Origin of the sequence: Aliivibrio sp. EL58, from assembly GCF_900312675.1 — a bacterium.
Lineage (GTDB): Bacteria > Pseudomonadota > Gammaproteobacteria > Enterobacterales > Vibrionaceae > Aliivibrio.
This window is the reverse complement of sequence record NZ_OMPC01000009.1, coordinates 180,602-199,390: the sequence shown is the minus strand read 5'-3', so window position 1 is coordinate 199,390 and position 18,789 is coordinate 180,602. Positions and strand designations below refer to the sequence as shown.

General features: G+C 39.8%; 15 protein-coding genes. All 15 read left to right on the top strand.

Annotated elements, in window-relative coordinates:
- Window position 1: 1 nt before the first annotated feature.
- On the top strand, window positions 2-1,123 hold the full coding sequence (locus ED622_RS11655) for a flagellar basal body P-ring protein FlgI (RefSeq protein ID WP_122034190.1): 1,122 nt from the start codon (window positions 2-4) through the stop codon (window positions 1,121-1,123).
- 137 nt (window positions 1,124-1,260) lie between these two features.
- The gene (flgJ, locus tag ED622_RS11650; protein WP_122034188.1) at window positions 1,261-2,265 is read left to right on the top strand and encodes a flagellar assembly peptidoglycan hydrolase FlgJ; all 1,005 of its coding nucleotides are present in this window, start codon (window positions 1,261-1,263) and stop codon (window positions 2,263-2,265) included.
- A gap of 271 nt (window positions 2,266-2,536) precedes the next feature.
- On the top strand, window positions 2,537-4,417 hold the full coding sequence (gene flgK / locus ED622_RS11645; protein ID WP_122034186.1) for a flagellar hook-associated protein FlgK: 1,881 nt from the start codon (window positions 2,537-2,539) through the stop codon (window positions 4,415-4,417).
- Window positions 4,418-4,434: 17 nt separating this feature from the next.
- Entirely contained in the window at window positions 4,435-5,628 is a 1,194-nt protein-coding gene (gene flgL, locus ED622_RS11640; RefSeq protein WP_122034184.1) for a flagellar hook-associated protein FlgL, read from the top strand.
- A gap of 738 nt (window positions 5,629-6,366) precedes the next feature.
- Complete coding sequence (locus tag ED622_RS11635) at window positions 6,367-7,506, top strand: flagellin (protein WP_122034182.1); 1,140 nt, start codon at window positions 6,367-6,369, stop codon at window positions 7,504-7,506.
- A gap of 251 nt (window positions 7,507-7,757) precedes the next feature.
- Window positions 7,758-8,138, top strand: coding sequence for a hypothetical protein (locus ED622_RS11630; protein ID WP_122034180.1), 381 nt, complete (start codon window positions 7,758-7,760; stop codon window positions 8,136-8,138).
- 56 nt (window positions 8,139-8,194) lie between these two features.
- Complete coding sequence (locus ED622_RS11625) at window positions 8,195-9,328, top strand: flagellin (protein WP_122034178.1); 1,134 nt, start codon at window positions 8,195-8,197, stop codon at window positions 9,326-9,328.
- Window positions 9,329-9,641: 313 nt separating this feature from the next.
- On the top strand, window positions 9,642-10,775 hold the full coding sequence (locus ED622_RS11620; RefSeq protein ID WP_122034176.1) for a flagellin: 1,134 nt from the start codon (window positions 9,642-9,644) through the stop codon (window positions 10,773-10,775).
- A gap of 438 nt (window positions 10,776-11,213) precedes the next feature.
- On the top strand, window positions 11,214-12,341 hold the full coding sequence (locus ED622_RS11615) for a flagellin (protein WP_122034174.1): 1,128 nt from the start codon (window positions 11,214-11,216) through the stop codon (window positions 12,339-12,341).
- 242 nt (window positions 12,342-12,583) lie between these two features.
- Window positions 12,584-13,720 (top strand): flagellin, encoded by a 1,137-nt coding sequence (locus ED622_RS11610; RefSeq protein WP_122034172.1) that lies wholly within the window; start codon window positions 12,584-12,586, stop codon window positions 13,718-13,720.
- A 125-nt stretch (window positions 13,721-13,845) separates the two neighbouring features.
- Window positions 13,846-14,265 (top strand): flagellar protein FlaG, encoded by a 420-nt coding sequence (locus ED622_RS11605; protein WP_122034170.1) that lies wholly within the window; start codon window positions 13,846-13,848, stop codon window positions 14,263-14,265.
- A 24-nt stretch (window positions 14,266-14,289) separates the two neighbouring features.
- The gene (gene fliD / locus ED622_RS11600; RefSeq protein ID WP_122034168.1) at window positions 14,290-16,257 is read left to right on the top strand and encodes a flagellar filament capping protein FliD; all 1,968 of its coding nucleotides are present in this window, start codon (window positions 14,290-14,292) and stop codon (window positions 16,255-16,257) included.
- A 33-nt stretch (window positions 16,258-16,290) separates the two neighbouring features.
- The gene (locus ED622_RS11595; RefSeq protein ID WP_122034167.1) at window positions 16,291-16,581 is read left to right on the top strand and encodes a hypothetical protein; all 291 of its coding nucleotides are present in this window, start codon (window positions 16,291-16,293) and stop codon (window positions 16,579-16,581) included.
- Between the two features lie 15 nt (window positions 16,582-16,596).
- On the top strand, window positions 16,597-17,007 hold the full coding sequence (gene fliS, locus ED622_RS11590; RefSeq protein WP_122034165.1) for a flagellar export chaperone FliS: 411 nt from the start codon (window positions 16,597-16,599) through the stop codon (window positions 17,005-17,007).
- Between the two features lie 189 nt (window positions 17,008-17,196).
- The gene (locus ED622_RS11585; RefSeq protein WP_122034162.1) at window positions 17,197-18,678 is read left to right on the top strand and encodes a sigma-54 dependent transcriptional regulator; all 1,482 of its coding nucleotides are present in this window, start codon (window positions 17,197-17,199) and stop codon (window positions 18,676-18,678) included.
- Window positions 18,679-18,789 lie beyond the last annotated feature (111 nt).

Sequence of the window (18,789 nt, the reverse complement as noted above, 5' to 3'; positions counted from 1 at the left end):
AATGACGAATCGTTGGAGTTTTGACGTGAATAAAAGCCTAGTTACTTTAATCTTTACTTGGTTATGCCTAAGTATCTCTACAGCACAAGCAGCACGTATTAAAGACGTGGCAGAAGTTGCTGGGGTTCGTAGTAACCAATTAATTGGTTATGGCTTGGTTTCAGGCTTACCAGGTACTGGTGAATCAACACCATTTACCGATCAAAGCTTTAATGCCATGCTGCAAAACTTTGGTATTCAATTACCACCAGGTACAAAGCCAAAAACAAAAAACGTGGCGGCAGTGATGGTTACCGCAACCTTGCCTGCATTTTCAAAACAAGGTCAAGTAGTTGATGTGACGGTTTCTTCTGTAGGTTCCGCAAAAAGCTTACGTGGTGGTACTTTGCTACAAACCTTCCTGAAAGGTCTGGACGGTAAGACCTACGCTATTGCACAAGGTAACTTAATTGTAAGTGGCTTTAGTGCTACGGGGGCTGACGGTTCTAAAATTGTTGGTAATAACCCAACCGTAGGTCGTATCTCTGGTGGCGCAATGGTTGAACGTGAGATCCCATCTCCATTTGGCCGTGGTGATTTCATCACCTTTAATTTATTAGAGTCTGATTTTACTACTGCTCAACGTATGGCTGATGCAGTAAACAACTTCCTAGGTCCAAACATGGCGTCAGCGGTTGATGCAACTTCTGTTCGTGTGCGTGCACCTCGTGATATCAGCCAACGAGTGGCTTTCTTATCAGCCGTCGAGAATGTTGATTTTGATCCAGCAGATGGTTCTGCAAAAATTATTGTTAACTCTCGTACTGGTACTATTGTTGTCGGTAAGCACGTGAAATTAAAAGCTGCCGCAGTGACTCACGGTGGTATGACGGTTGCGATTAAAGAAAATTTACAAGTAAGCCAACCGGGTCCATTTAGTGATGGTCAAACGGTTGTTGTACCTGACTCTGATATTGAAGTGACAGAAGAGCAAGGCAAAATGTTTAAGTTTGAGCCGGGACTAACCCTTGATGATTTAGTCCGAGCTGTAAATGAAGTAGGTGCAGCACCATCGGATTTGATGGCGATTCTACAAGCATTGAAGCAAGCTGGTGCAATTGAAGGTCAATTGATCATTATTTAATGTTCCTTGATAAACAGAAAAATAATTACAGGAAACGCACTTCTTCGGAAGTGCGTTTTTTTTGGCATTAAACTTGCTCTGTTAGTAATGTAGAGACAGTCGATTTATTACCCTGATTAAAAAGAGTAAGCGTAAAAATGAATAATTCAGTAAATATGACAGACGTAGGTTTTATCCATGATGTGGGTGGCCTAGATAACTTACGTAAAAGTGCGGTTAATGGCGATCAAGAAAGCCAAGACAAAGCGCTGCGTGCGGCGGCTGAACAATTTGAATCTATTTTTACGCAAATGCTTTTTAAATCAATGCGTAATGCTAATGATTCATTCAAATCAGATATGATGAGCAGTGATAATCAGCAGTTCTTTGAGCAAATGCGTGATGATCAAATGGCGACAGAATTGTCGAAAAAAGGCTCATTAGGCTTAGCTGATATGATTGTTGCACAACTTGGCGCATCAATGAATCAAGAGCCACCAGTGCATAACGGCAAAAACTTAGAGCAAGATGCTCGCATGGCAATGCGCAAAGCGGCAACCGATGAAACGTTACGCTTGCCGGTTGATTACTCATATCCTAAGGGATCTGAAGCTAAACAAGCATCACAGACAGAATCCCCAAGTATTGCACAGCTAGAAAAAGCATTGGCAGCAAGACCGGTACAGCAACCCGAGAAATTTGATTCTCCTCAGCAATTTGTAGAAACCATGAAGCCGTATGCTGAAAAAGCCGCAAAAGCATTAGGCATTGACTCAAATGTATTAATTGCTCAAGCCGCGCTAGAAACTGGTTGGGGTAAAAAAGTTATTCAAAATTCAGTGGATTCTAGCCATAACTTATTCAACATTAAAGCCGATAGAAGCTGGCAGGGCGATAAGATAGCTAAGAATACGTTGGAATATCACGATAATGTCGCAGTGACAGAGAATGCTGCCTTCCGTTCATACGATAACTATGAAGAGAGCTTTAGTGATTTTGTTCGATTCTTAAATCAAAACCCACGTTATGAGCGCGCATTACAACAAACAGAAAGTTCAGAAAGTTTTATTAAAGGGATCCACAGTGCTGGTTATGCAACTGATCCAAACTATACTAATAAAGTCATGAGTGTAATGAAGACCGTAGAAAGCTTAACTAAATAAACCTTACTGAATTAGTAAATATCTAAAATCCTGCTGCTTAGTGTTGTCATATCACTGAGCGGCAGGATTTTTTGCTTTATTGCCGCTTAAAAACCAAAAGAGGCAAAGAAAGGCGATAAATACAGAAATCTAGTGGCAAAGAGAGACTTTAAGGTTGTGGGTTTATCTATCTCATTGAAAATGCTGAGTTTAAAAGTTGGCACACTGATTGCTATATTAGTTTTGTTAGGAAATTTTTTATCGCATCTTTTATAGAGTTTTTGGAGGCAACATGGGACTTGATCTGCTACATCTAGGTACACAAGGTGTGCTTACGGCGCAGCGTCAACTGAATACGACCAGTCACAATATTAACAACGTTAATACTGAAGGCTTTAGTCGTCAATCGGTAGTTCAAGACACAAATATGCCTCATTGGGTGTCAGGTGCAAACCTCGGCGCAGGCGTGCACGTTGCCGCTGTGCGACGTTCGTTTGATCAGTTCGCAACTAACGAATTGAACCTTTCTACAACCAACCTAAGCTACTCTATGGATACAGAAGCTAACCTTGATGTTCTAACGAATATGATGTCATCTATTGGTGCTAAGCGTATTCCAGAAAACATCAATGATTGGTTTGATGCCGTAAAAACTCTTGCCGACAGCCCTAACGAAATCGGTGCACGTAAAGTAGTCCTAGAAAAATCACGTCTTGTTTCACAAAGCTTAAATGACTTTTATGAGAACGTACGTCAGCAAAACTCAGACGTAAATAAAAAGATGGATCTAACGGTAGAGCGTATGAATGGTATTGCTCTAGAGTTAAAAGAAATTAACCAAATGATGGTCAAGACCCCAGGTCCGCACAATGACCTAATGGATCGTCATGAAAAGTTAATTAAAGAACTGTCTCAATACACAAAAGTTACCATTACTAAGCGTGATAACGAGAATGCATTCAATGTCTTAATTGGTGGTGGACACATGCTAGTGTCTGGTACTCATTCAAGTGAATTGAAAATGATAGCAGGGACTCCTGACCCATTACAGCGCCGACTAGCTATGGTTGAAGGTAAGGGAATGAAAGCGATTCAACATGATAGCATTGGCGGTAAAATGTCAGCGTTATTTGAATTGCGTGATAGCACAATTCCTACCATCATGGATGAATTAGGCCGCGTGGCAGTTGGTTTCAGCAGTGAAGTTAACCGTTTACAAAGCCAAGCAATAGATCTGCGTGGACAGATTGGTGCAAACATTTTCTCTGATGTTAACTCAGAGCAAGCAGCTCGTAGCCGCGCCATTATTCCTGGGGACTCTTCTGCTGAAGTTGGTGTATTCATTGATGATATTAGCCAACTAAAAGCAGGCGATTATGCCCTAAAGTATGATGGCAGCCAATATACGGTGACCCGACCTACAGGTGAAGTACAGCGTTTAGACCCAACCGGTAACCCATCGACCTTTTTCCTAGACGGTATGCGAGTTGAAATTCGTGAACCACTAGGCGCCGGTGAACGTGTATTACTTCGTCCAACGCGTATAGCGGCTGGCGAAATGAAGCTTGAAATGAATGAAGCTGAGAAAATAGCCGCACAAAGCTATGCAAGCTCAGCGACATTCGCAACAGGTAATGCAAAATTTAAAGTATTACAAGCGGGTGAATTAAAAGAGTTTCAAGTTGTTATTTCTCCTGCTGCAAATCAATTTGCCGTTTTGGATATGAAAGGAAAAATGTTGCTTGAACCACAAACTTACCCGGCAAAAGGCGCAGTAACTGTGGGTGGTACAACATTTGAACTTACTGGTGGTGCCGCAGCAAATGATAAATTTGCAGCTAACTTAGTTCCATCTGAAGGTGATAATGGTAACTTGCTATTAATGCAAGGCTTGCAAACACGTAAAGTGATGGACGAAGGTCGCTCAACCGTTATTGATTTATACCAGAACGTAAATACAGAGATTGGCCTTAAAAAAGCGACAGCCTCTCGTTTATCTGAAGTTTCACGTGTAGAGAATGAAGCTGCACAAAGTCGTGTTGCTTCTGTTGCTGGCGTAAACTTAGATGAAGAAGCGGCAAACATGATGAAGTTTCAACAAGCATACATGGCTTCTTCTCGAATCATGAAAGCGGCAGATGAGACGTTTAATTCAATTTTGCAATTATCGTAATTAGGAGGCAATAGAGTATGTTAAATCGTATTTCAAGCTTTCATAACTACCAATCAGTTCAAAATGATATTTCTCGTCAAGAAGCGAAAGTTCATCAAAACAGCGCGCAATTGGCGTCAGGTAAAAAGCTATTAACTGCAGGTGACGACCCCGTTGCTGCGTTATATGCACAAAACTTAACGCAAAAGAAAGAAGAGTTACGTCAATACAGCGATACTATTGTTTTAGCGCGTAACCGTTTAGAGCGTCATGAAGTAGCCATCGCTAATGCTGAACAGTTTGCTGATGATGCTAAACGTAGTGTTATGGAAATGATTAACGGTTCTCTTGCACCAGAAGATCGTTATGCTCATGCACAAGACATTAAAGGCATTGCAGATAATTTTTTAAATCTAACTAACATGTTAGATGAATCAGGGAATTATTTATTCTCTGGTACCAAGTCAAAAACACAACCATTCTTCCGATCGAATGATGGAACTGTTGCTTATGCTGGTGATGAATATCAGCGTAGTTTGAAAGTATCAGGTTCAATAGAAGTGGCTGTAAATGACTCGGGTAGTAAATTATTTACAGAAATTAAAAACCCATTTGGTGATTACGACCCGCAATATTCACTAAAAGAAGGGTCTGAATTACTACTGTCCAAAGCGACAAATACAAATTATACCGATCCTGCAACGTATGAAGTCAGTTTTAATGCAGGTGCTGATGGTAAATATAATTACCAATTATCAAAAGATGGTAGTGCAGTAAAAACTGCCCTGTTTGATCCTGCTGAAGGGATTAAATATGAAGGGGTAGATATACAGATCCGTGGCCAGCTAAAAGCAGGCGATACGATTACTCTTGAACCAAAGAAAACGATTAGCGTTTTTGATTCTTTCAAAAAAGCACAAGAACTGGCACTAAACCATGTATCTGATGCGTCAAGTACAGCTGAGTTACATCAAGTGACTGATGAGTTTCATGCCGCATTTATTCACTTAAGCCAAGCTCAGGCTGAAGTAGGAACAAGACAAAATACGCTTGATCAACAAGAAATGCAGCACCAAGATTTTGATTTAACAATCTCTAAATCGTTAAGCTCAATTGAAGATTTGGATTATGCTCAAGCCGTGATTGAATTTAGTGAGAATACACGTGCACTTCAGGCTTCTCAGCAAGCCTTTGGTAAAGTAAAAGACATAACATTATTTAATTACGTATAGAGATTAAATAATATTGAAAGCTCAACAGACATGTTGGGCTTTTTTTTATGCCTGCTATTTATCGTTACCATCGGTGTGGGAAGATGAATGTGGTGATTTATGGAAATCTCTATAACTATATGAACTATAAAATAAAACCCTAATAGGAATAGCTTTGCCGCTTCACTTGAATATTGTAAATATTTGCCGCCTATTATTGAAAACCACAGTTATTTTCCTATTTTATTCTTATTGGTTGTACTTAAGCCATAGATAGACGTTTTAGTAAAATGTAATCTACTGGTTAGTTCTTAAATATTGACTGAGAGACAATGCGGCAATGTTTATAAAAAAGCGGCAAGAAGGTTGGTTTTCAAGTATTTAGAGTATGGTGGGTGAGTATTGATTGGTCACTTAAGTCTTTGATTTTAATTGGTTGTATTTTATTTTTTGATATTTCCCTTTCAATTTTGAAAACTGGCACACCTTATGCTAATTAATAACTATGACTGAGACGTTCACAGTTTGCCAATGGTAAATAGTGACATAGCAGTTGCAAAGTAGAGTTAATCATTTTGCTTTTGCATGTCAGTCATTAATGTATGTGTTTCTCTCATCTTGGCATGAGATTTGATATGTAAATTACATGACATTGAAAAACATTGGCCAATTGTGGCTGATATTTAACTATGAATTTTAAATATTTCTGAATAGAGCAGAAAGTAGATTTCGTGAAAACGAAACTCAAGGAGAGCAACGATGGCTGTAAATGTAAATACTAACGTATCTGCGATGACTGCGCAGCGTTACCTAAATAACGCAACGAACGATCTAAACAACTCAATGGAGCGTTTGTCTTCAGGTACTAAAATCAACAGCGCAAAAGATGACGCTGCTGGTCTACAAATTTCTAACCGCTTAACAGCTCAGACTCGTGGTCTTGATGTTGCTATGCGTAATGCGAACGATGGTATTTCTATCGCTCAAACAGCTGAAGGTGCGATGAACGAATCGACAAACATCCTTCAACGTATGCGTGATTTATCACTACAAGCGGCAAACGGTTCTAACTCAGATCAAGATCGCTCTTCTATCCAAGAAGAAGTACATGCACTGTCTGATGAATTAAACCGTATTGCTGAAACAACCTCTTTTGGTGGTCGTCGTCTACTTAACGGTACGTTCGGTGAGTCAGCATTCCAAATCGGCGCAAATGCTGGTGAAGCTATCCTTATTGAATTAACGTCTGTACGTGCTGATGACAGCCGCATGGGTGGTCAACGTTTTGTTTCTGAAAACGGTAAAGGCGCATCTTGGAATGTAGAAGCTGGCAAAAATGACCTAAAATTAGAGTTTACAACTCAAAAAGGTGAAGCTGTTTCTATCGATATCAACGCTAAAGCTGGTGACGATATTGAAGAGTTAGCGACATACATTAACGGTCAATCAGACAAGATCTCTGCATCTGTTGGTGATGAAGGTAAACTTCAACTGTTTGTTGCTGAACCATCTATCGAAGGTGAGTTAGCAGTATCAGGTAACCTTGCGTCTGAGTTAGGTTTAGCTGGCGGTGCTGGTATCAAAGCAACAGTTGATAAACTAGACGTAACATCAGTGGGTGATGCTCAAGTTTCTATCGGTGTTATCGATTCTGCACTTGCTTATATCGACCGTGAGCGTGCTGACTTAGGTGCTAAACAAAACCGTTTAGGCCACAGCATCAACAACTTGTCTAACATTCAAGAGAATGTGTCTGCTTCTAACAGCCGAATCAAAGATACTGATTTTGCTAAAGAAACAACAAACATGACAAAAGCACAAATCCTTCAGCAGTCTAGTACGTCTATTCTTGCTCAAGCGAAACAGTTACCAAACGCTGCACTAACTTTACTGCAGTAATTGAGTAACTAACAACAGTCATCTTAGTGAACAAGAGGTGCTCTCATCTCTCATCATCCTCTTGTTCATTTGATTGTTGGCAAGCTTCAGGTAACTGGTTTTTTGTGTTCTTCTCACAGATCTCCTCATAAAAAACCAGCCTAGCTTTATGCCCCTTAATTGGGGCTACCCTTCTAAAAATACTCTTTTTAATTTAGAAAACCTTATTTCGGTCGATGACTTACTGTCTATTCTATAAGTAAGGTCATGCTATGAGTTCATTCTTACGATTTTTATTATTAACTTCTTTATCTTTTTCTACGCTTAGTGCCCAGCTGCACAATAATGATGTTGTATCCTATGTGAAATATAATTCATTCATTTTAGCTAAATCATGCATCGATCCAGATGTTGAGCGCTACTTTGAAGAAAAAGGCATCACTTCTAGAAATAGCCATATTAAAGGCTATGGAGAATGCTTTAATTCTCCTATTCATAAAGTAAAACGTAAGGCCATAAAAGATCTAAAACATTATTTAGGAGAAGAATGCTCAAGTCCTGCTTTTATTAACTTATTGAAGTCGGAAGGTATTGATCCTAATCATTATCAAATAGAAAGCAGCAGCCGCTGCCATCATCAAAATATCAGTTAAGCTTTGAGTAATTTGGCCGCTATAACTATTAAGATTAAATATATTAAGAGATTGTTATGTCTGTAACGGTAAACACCAATGTGTCTGCAATGACGGCACAGCGATATTTAAATCAAGCGACAGAGCAGTTAAATCAATCGATGGAACGTCTTTCTTCTGGTAAGCGAATTAATAGCGCTAAAGATGATGCTGCAGGACTGCAAATTTCCAATCGACTACAAGCTCAAATGAGCGGATTAGATGTTGCCGTGCGTAATGCCAATGATGGTATTTCTATTGCCCAAACTGCAGAAGGGGCAATGAATGAAAGCACTAACATTCTTCAGCGTATGCGTGACTTAGCACTGCAGTCATCAAATGGCTCTAACTCTCAACAAGATCGCCAGGCAATACAAGAAGAAGCGGATGCCTTAAATGATGAATTGAACCGTATTGCAGAGACCACCTCTTTTGGCGGTCGTCGTTTATTGAATGGTCAATTTGGAACATCAACTTTCCAGATTGGTGCTAATGCGGGTGAGGCTGTTCAACTAACGCTAGGCAGTATGCGATCTGATACTTTAGCTATGGGGGGATTTCATTACACCTCTCAAAACCAGTTAAACAAAGGTTGGACAGTTCCTGAGGGCGGCCAAACGTTAACAATGTCATTTGCTGATGAAAATGGTAAAGCTCAAGAAATCACGATAGAAGCGAAAGCGGGTGATGATATTGAGGAGTTGGCAACTTACATCAATGGGCAAAATGATACCGTTCAAGCGTCAGTGGATGAGAACGGCCAATTGCAATTATTTACCGCGGGTGATTTAGTCTCAAGTGCGGTGACCTTTGGCGGTTCATTATCTGCTGAATTAGCCATTGGTGGTGCTGTATTTGATACCGTGAATGACTTAGATTTAACGACAGTAGGTGGTTCTCAAAAAGCGATTGCAACGTTAGATGCAGCCATGGGATTTGTCGATAAAGAGCGTGCGACATTAGGTGCGTTTCAGAACCGTTTTGATCATGCAATTAATAATTTAAATAATATTAATGAAAATATCTCGGCATCAAACAGTCGTATTGAAGATACCGACTTTGCAAAAGAAACGGTTGAGATGATGAAAGCGCAAATCTTACAACAAGTAAGTTCCACTGTACTTGCTCAAGCCAAACAAGCGCCTGATATTGCACTGAAGTTGCTTGGTTAATACATCAGTTAGTTTATATAGTAAGAAGCCAGCGAAAGCTGGTTTTTTTTTGCCTAAAGAAAAGGAGAAGGTGCTTTTCTCGGACAGAATAGTAAAAACTTTAGTTGTTTTTTTGTCAAAGATTTAAAAAATTGAAGCGTGGTCATAGTTCATAAAGCAATCAATGATTTTATAAGAAAATCGATAAAGGTTTATTTTTAACCGTCGCTAAATTAAGTATCAGGCACTAATAGCAACTAATTTAGTGTCGAATAATAAAGCTCAGTTTTCCGAACTACGGAAAACAATCGGAAAACTAAACGGAGATACCACTATGTCGATTACAGTAAATACTAACGTATCAGCAATGACTGCTCAGCGTTACTTAAACAATGCAACGGATGGCGTTAATCAATCAATGGAACGCCTATCTTCTGGCTTTAAAATTAATAGCGCAAAAGACGATGCAGCAGGCCTACAGATTTCTAATCGTTTAACGTCTCAATCTCGTGGGTTAGAAGTTGCTGTTCGTAATGCAAATGATGGTATTTCAATTGCACAAACGGCTGAAGGTGCGATGAATGAATCGACAAACATCTTACAACGTATGCGTGATTTATCTCTTCAATCTTCTAATGGTTCAAATACTTCTGCTGATCGTGAAGCGATTCAGCAAGAAGTTGGTGCGCTTAATGACGAGTTAAACCGAATTGCAGAAACAACTTCATTTGGTGGTTCACGTCTTCTTAACGGTCAGTTTGGTACTAAATCATTCCAAATCGGTGCTGATTCTGGTGAAGCAGTAATGCTTAGCTTAAATAACATGCGTTCTGATTCAGCCTCAATGGGTGGAACAAGTTATAAAGCAGAAACTAAGCTTGATGCTGGCTGGGCTGCTAATGCTGAAAATTCAGAATTAACCGTGTCATTTTTAAATAAAGCAGGCGAAGAGAAAGAACTGACAATCAACGCAAAATCAGGCGATGATATTGAACAAGTGGCAACTTATATTAATGGCCAGACAGATTCAATTAATGCATCAGTATCTGAAGATGGTGAACTACAAATTGTTACCTCTAATGATAAGGTGCAAGGTGAGGTGAGCTTTGGTGGTTCTCTGGCTGGCGAACTAAATATGGGTGCAGCACAAGCTGAAACTGTTAAGAGCATCGACGTAACGACGGTTGGTGGCTCACAAAAGGCAGTCGCAGTTCTTGATGCAGCAATGCAATTTGTTGATGAGAATCGAGCTGATTTAGGTGCATTCCAAAACCGCTTTAGTCATGCTATTTCTAACTTAGATAACATTAATGAAAATGTATCTGCATCAAATAGTCGTATCAAAGATGTCGATTTTGCAAAAGAAACCACAGAGATGACAAAAGCTCAGATCCTTCAACAAGCAAGTTCGTCTATTCTAGCTCAAGCTAAGCAAGCGCCTAATGCTGCACTTGGCTTATTAAGATAGGTAATATATAAACTTCTAAGGTAGTAGTGCTCTCACACTATGCCAAAGCCGAGGCTTGCCTCGGCTTTTTTTATATAAGTAATTAAAATGAAGTTCCGTATATTGGGTTAACTTTGATTTTGGCTGTGCAAAAATCAAGCGATATCATTGTATTTATGTCTATTTATAGCGATCTTCCTCCCGTTTTACCTTTCATTTAAATTTATTTCATTTTTTTTATCTTTTTTCCTAAAGAGTTTCCGATCGCGAGCGATAACTTAATTACAAGGCATTACGACTGAGGTTTTTTAAAATGCTTACAAAAGAAAAACTTAAAAAAATAAAAAGTTTTTCTAAAGTAATTTAAAACAAGGTCGTTAAGTTAAGTATCAAACGATGATTAATACGGTTTCCGGTCCAGGAGCGGAGTGATTCGGAACCAAAGTGGAGAAATAAATTATGGCTATCAATGTAAACACAAACGTATCAGCAATGACTGCACAGCGTTACTTAAACAACGCAACTAGCGACCTAAACAGCTCAATGGAGCGTTTGTCTTCAGGTCTTAAAATTAACAGTGCAAAAGACGATGCGGCTGGCCTACAAATTTCAAACCGTCTTACTTCTCAAACTCGCGGCTTAGATGTTGCAGTTCGAAATGCAAACGATGGTATCTCAATGGCGCAAACTGCTGAAGGTGCGATGAACGAAACAACGAACATCCTTCAACGTATGCGTGATTTATCACTTCAATCTTCTAACGGTTCAAACACAACAGCTGACCGTACTGCGATTCAAGAAGAAGTGGTTGCTTTGAATGACGAATTAAACCGTATTGCAGAAACAACCTCGTTTGGTGGCTCTCGTCTACTAAATGGCCAGTTTGGAACTAAGTCTTTCCAAATTGGATCGGATTCAGGCGAAGCGGTAATGCTAACACTGAATAACATGCGTTCTGATACAACAGCGATGGGTGGTCACACTTATTCTGCGACGGAAGGCAAAGATGCAAACTGGTCAGTAAGTGCAGAAAACACTGAATTAACAATGAATTTTGTTGATAAAGATGGCCAAGAACAAAACATCACAATCAATGCAAAAGCTGGTGATGACATTGAAGAAGTAGCTACTTACATCAATGGTCAAAGCGATGCCGTAAACGCCTCTGTTACAGAAGAAGGTAAACTGCAAGTATTTGCAGCAGCTGAAGCAACTGATATTGCATTCAGTGGCGCATTAAGCAGCGAGTTAGGTATGGGTAATAAGGTTACTGATACAGTAAAAAGCATTGATGTAACAACGGTTGGTGGTTCACAAAAAGCGGTAGCAATTCTTGACTCAGCAATGCAATACGTAGATTCAAATCGTGCTGATTTAGGTGCTTTCCAAAACCGTTTTGGTCATGCCATTAACAACTTAGAAAATATTAATGAGAACGTGAATGCGTCTAACAGCCAAATCAAAGATGTTGATTTTGCTAAAGAAACGACAGCTATGACGAAATCTCAAATCCTGCAACAAGCGAGCTCGTCTATTCTTGCTCAAGCTAAGCAGGCACCAAATGCAGCATTAGGCCTGTTGGGCTAATCAGCATAGTAAACACTTGTGAGAATGAGAGCTAAGCTATCTGCAAAGTTCTATCCCAACAGGTTATAAGTGAGTTTGACTTACTTTATAAAATTAAACTTAGGCTATCTCGCGATGTATTTTGTAGAGGTGAGAGTCTACTTAATACATAGAGATATGCTTTTAAATATATGTGAGAAACGATGGTTGGTGCGGAGGATGAGACCACACCGCCATTGCATTATCCCTTAGGAGATCTATTTATGTCTATTACAGTAAATACTAACGTATCAGCAATGACAGCTCAGCGTTACTTAAACAGCGCAACATCTGACGTTAACCAATCAATGGAACGTCTATCTTCTGGCAACAAGATCAACAGTGCTAAAGATGATGCTGCTGGCCTACAAATCTCTAACCGTTTAAACACGCAAACTCGTGGTCTAGACGTAGCGGTTCGTAACGCAAACGACGGCATCTCTATGATGCAAACAGCTGAAGGCGCAATGAAAGAGACTTCAAACATCCTTTCTCGTGTACGTGATCTTGCACTGCAATCGTCAAATGGTTCAAACACTGACGCTGACCGTAGCGCAATCCAACAAGAAGTAACGGCTCTTTCTGATGAAATGAACCGTATCGCTGAAACAACTTCTTTTGGTGGCACTCGTCTACTAAACGGTAGCTTCGGTACTAAATCTTTCCAAGTTGGTGCTGATTCTGGTGAAGCAGTAATGCTTACTCTGAACAACCTACGTGCAGATGAGTCAAACATGGGTGGCCAATCTTTCACTGCGAAAGAAGGTGTTGCTGCTGGTTGGACTGCTGGTAAAGATGCAAACATGACAATCTCTTTCACAGATAAGTCTGGTGAAGAGCAATCTGTTTCAATCAACGCTAAAGCTGGCGATGATATTGAAGAAGTTGCAACGTACATCAACGGCCAAACTGACAAAGTTAGTGCTTCTGTTGGTGAAGACGGTAAACTGCAAGTATTCGCAGCAAAAGGCACTATTGAAGGCGAAATCGAATTCTCTGGCGCTCTAGCTAACGAAACTGGTATGTCTGATGCAATTCAAGCTCAAAAAACTGTTGGTAACATCGATGTTACTTCAGTAGCTGGTTCTCAAGACGCAATCGCAGTTGTTGATGCAGCAATGAAATTTGTTGATAGCCACCGTTCTGAGCTAGGTGCAGCTCAAAACCGTATGGGTCACACAATCAACAACTTAGACAACATTAACGAAAACGTTTCTGCTGCTAAGAGCCAAATCAAAGACGTTGATTTCGCGAAAGAAACAACTGAAATGACTAAAGCACAAATCCTACAGCAAGCAAGCTCTTCTATCTTAGCTCAAGCTAAGCAAGCGCCAAACGCTGCTCTAGGTCTATTACGTTAATCCACTCTGATTAATTGATAATACTTAAATAGGTAGGTGGGCGGCTTCATCGTCAACCCACTTACTGAAATATGACAGCCGGACCGCTCTCCAGCTGTCTTTTTTCGTATTAGGAGGAAAATACTATGAATCCATCATCTGTATCTTCATCAATCCTGTCCTCTCTATCCCCAAATAACGGCACGCAAATTGCTAGATCTAATGTGCAGCCAACATTATCTGTGAATACCGTAAATAAAACAGCAAACACTGAACCGTCAGAAACAATGACGCAAAGCCAAGCTATAGTGGTAGAAGCAGAACAAAAGCTTGAAACGAAAAAGAAAGAAGAACTTCATAAAGCAGTAAAAGAGCTGAATGAATACGTTAAAAGCATGGTTCGAGGATTATCATTTCACCTAGATGAAGAATCAGGGCGGCAGGTTATTACCGTCATTGAGGTTAGCTCAGGTGATATCATCCGTCAGATCCCTGATGAAAAAATGTTGGAAGTTGCTAGAGAATTAGCTGCCAGTGCTTCTGGATTGATAGCTGAGAGGATATAAAACGTTAATTGAGGAAAGAGCTTCATGAGTATGAGCCCGATGGGGATGGGTGGTGGCCTAGATATTAATTCTATGGTGAGCAAAATAGTTGAAAGCGAGCGCTTACCAAAGCAGCAGCGCATTGACCGTGAGCGCTCAGATATAGATATGAATATCAGTGGTTACGGCCGTCTGCAAGAATCGTTAGATACCATGAAAAACTTAATGTCGACGTTTCGTCAAGAAGATACGTTTGCATCACGAACGATTTCAAGTAGTGATGATGCAGTGGTGAGTGCTACAGCAACACCTGAAGCCTTGGCCGGTCGATACACAATTGATGTTTTACAATTAGCTCAAGCACAAAAATTAGCATCATCGCCAATTCGTGATGATGCTAAATTTGGTCCTGGCAAGCTTGATATTTCATTAGGTGATAAAGAGTTCACTATTGAAATTATTGGTAAAAATAACAAAATTACCGATTTGTTAAAGCAGATCAACGGTGCGCCATCAAATCCTGGCGTACAAGCCTCTATCGTTAAAGACGATGGCGGATCACGTCTTATTCTCGCCTCAGATAAGCCTGGCGAAAGTCATAAAGTTAAAATTGAAGTTGATGCAGAATATAATGATCAGCTACATCGTCTCGCGTTCAATCCAAATTTTGATTCATCAGTGTCAACAAAGTTTGATATACCAACACTTCTTAATTATCAAAATACGCCTGAGATTGCCGCTCAACAAGTTGGAGCTCCTCTAACTCAAGAACAAATTCCAGAATTAAGTGATGAAGAAAAATACGCTTACTTTAAACCTTTAATTGATGTTGCTAATAGAGAACTTGCGCGTGAAGAAAAAGCGGCAAAAGAGATTTTAGTTCAACAAGAGGCAACGGCTGCATTATCTACACTTGAAGATCCAACAGACCCAACATCAGGCATGTCTGGCTGGAGTGAGCGTACCGCTGGTACATTACAAGCAGCGCTACCAAGCGAAGATGAAAAAGTAGAATTAGCTAAAGCGGCAAAACAGGGTGATCAATCGGCGGCAGAAGCGTTAGCTGAAATAGGTCAAACTCCAGATACTGTATTTCAATCTGCAGGTATCACTTATGAAGCCCCTCAAGTTGCACCTAAAAAAGAACTTGTTGATATAGCAAAAGAAAAGATTGAACAGCTGCCGCCAACGATCAAAGAAATAGCGAAAGAAAAATTAGAACCGATAGAAAAAGTCGTAGAAGCGATTAAGCCTGAAGCTCCACGTAAGCCTTTGTATTCAGGTCTTCAAGAGGTCCAAACCGCGAGCAGTGCAAAAGTAGTATTAGATGGCGTTGCTAGAATAAGCAGTGACACCAATGTCATTCAAGATGCGGTTCATGGCGTTGATATCACGCTAAAAGGCACAACAACTGAGAACAGTAAGCGTATTGATTTAGATGTGCAGTTTGATAGGGATGGTGTAAAAGCTGCGATTGAACAATTTGTTGCTACCTATAATCAGTTTTATGAAACGACTCAAGCACTGAGTGGTTTTGATCCTGCGACAGGGCAAAGTGGCCCATTAGCTGGAGATAGTGTCGTTCGTTCAGCTGAATCCCGGTTGAAATCCGCTTTTGTGGCACCTGTGGAATCCGCTCCAAAAGATGTTAAAACGCTTATAGAATTAGGTATTTCGACGACTCGCCAGGGAACGTTAGAAATAAACCACACAATGCTCGATCGTCAATTGAATGAAAACTTTGGTCAATTGCACACTTTTTTTGGCGGTTCGAAAGGGTTTGCTAAAAAAATAGAAGATGTTATTCAAAGTATGACAGGAGTGACTGGTCCTATTCGTACTCGAATGAATACTATGCGAGATCAAAATTATCGTTTAAATGATCAGCAAGTGGATTTAGATCGCCGAATGGACAGCATGCAAGAGCGTACTCGTAATAAATTTGCCAATATGCAAGACGTCACAGGAAAAATGAAAGCTCAGTTATCTGGCATGATGAACGCATTAGGCTAAAAGAATAGTAAAACCATATATTAGGTGTTTTCGATGATGTTATTACAACAATTAGAAAAATTAGACCGTGAGTTACAAAGTCTATATCAAATCGATGATATTAATTTTGAACTGTTGGCGACTTTTTTATCAAATCGGGAACAACTCTTGCATCAGTGTATGCAGGTGTCAGAAATAGTGCATTCCACTGAATGGCAAGCCGCAATTGCTAGAACCAAATTAATTGTTGATGACATGAATCAATTAGGGCAGCAATTTGCTTTAGATTATCAAAAGTTGAACCATGCAAAAAAATCGGTTCAGCTATATAGAAAATTTCAATAAAACTGAGGAAATACGATGAGAGGTTCACTACAAGCATATAAGAAGGTATCAATTGATAGCCAATTAAGTGCTGCATCACCTCATAAGGTAATTCAAATGCTAATGGCTGGTGCTATTGAGCGATTAATCCAAGGTAAAGCAGCTATGCAGCAAGGAAATACAGCTGTAAAGGGCGAACGTCTTGGTAAAGCATTAGATATCGTGATTAGTCTACGTACTTGCCTTTCAATGGATGATGGTGGTGATATCGCAAGCAATCTTGATTCTTTGTATGACTTTATGATCCGTCAAATTTCACACGCAAATCAAAACAATGAACCTCAACCGATTGATGATGTGGTTGATATGTTACGTGAAATTAAATCGGCATGGGATCAAATCCCAGCGGAGTTTCACAACCTTACCGCTGATCAAGTTGGTATTTAATCAAATAGTTTTATAAATCAAGTTACTTTTTCTGATTTTTATACTAACCTCTCATTTACGGTATGGCTGTCGTTTTATTGGCAGTCATGGTTGCCTTATTTTTCTTATGCTATAAAATAGGCCTATAATTTCGTTGTTGTTCAATGAATTGGCCAATTAAATCAAAGAATTAAGGCACATATCACCTCTATGCACGGTTTAGCAAAGACACTAATTATTGAAGATGATGAGCAGAATCGACATAATCTTAAGGTAATTCTTGAGTTTATCGGTGAGCATTGTCATGCCATTTCAAGTTCAGAATTGTCTACTTTTGAGTGGAGTGATCCTTGGAGTGCATGTTTTTTAGGGCAGATTTCTAGTGGATCAAATAAAGACCTTATTAAACAATCGTTAGTTAATAATAATCACATCCCAGTGATTATGCTTGCGGGGGCAAAGCATGATCTTGACGATCTGACGAATTACGTAGGGGAATTAAGCCAGCCGGTTAATTATCCTCAATTAACGGATGCATTACGTCACTGTCAAGAATTTATGGGGCGCCGTGGTCTTGGTATTCCACACCTTGGTCGAAAAAACACCTTATTTCGCAGTATGGTTGGGCAAAGTTCAGCTATCAGCACAGTACGTCACTTAATTGAACAAGTTTCAGGCACTGAAGCCAGTGTTCTTGTATTAGGCGAGTCAGGTACAGGTAAAGAAGTTGTTGCTCGAAACCTTCACTATCATTCACCTCGTCGTAAAGGTCCGTTTGTTCCTGTTAACTGTGGTGCTATTCCTCCTGATCTTCTTGAAAGTGAGCTTTTTGGTCATGAAAAAGGGGCTTTTACCGGTGCAATTACGGCACGTAAAGGTCGATTTGAATTGGCACAGGGTGGTACGCTTTTCTTAGATGAAATTGGTGATATGCCAATGTCAATGCAGGTGAAGTTATTACGCGTATTACAAGAACGTTGTTTTGAACGTGTTGGTGGAAATCAAAGCATTAAAGCAGACGTTCGTATCGTAGCGGCAACACACCGTAATCTTGATGACATGATTGACAAATCAACATTCCGTGAAGATTTATATTATCGTTTGAATGTGTTCCCAATCGAAATGCCAGCGTTGCGTGAACGTAAACAAGATATTCCTCTATTATTGCAAGAACTACTAGCAAGAATGGAAGCGGAAGGCAGTGCCCGTGTTCGTTTAACTCCTCGTGCGGTTAATTCGTTAATGGAGCATCATTGGCCTGGTAATGTTCGTGAGTTAGCGAATCTTATTGAGCGCTTGATGATTTTGTTCCCTGGAGAGTCTGTGGATGTGAATCATCTGCCAACGAAATATCGTTACAGTGATATTCCTGAATTTCAACCAGAGAACAATAATCAACAGACAATTGAAGAGCAAGAGCAAGCAGCGTTGGCTGATATGTTCTCTAATTTCAATGATGGTGGTGTGCCTCAGCAATCAGCACAAAGCTTTGGTCCGTCAGCAAATGATTTACCTGAAGATGGTTTAAACCTTAAAGAAATGCTGGCTGATGTTGAAGTGAATATGATTTGCCAAGCACTGGAAGCTCAAAATGGTGTCGTTGCACGTGCCGCAGATATGCTGGGAATGCGCAGAACCACATTAGTAGAGAAAATGCGTAAATATAATCTGAATAAAGATGATATTCGTTAATTCTAGAATGACAAATAATTGACTCGTCAAACTTGAATGTAACTTGTAAGTTATTGAAAGTAAGAAATAAAAGGGCTGGCATGTAAAATGCATTAGCCCTTTTGTTGTTTT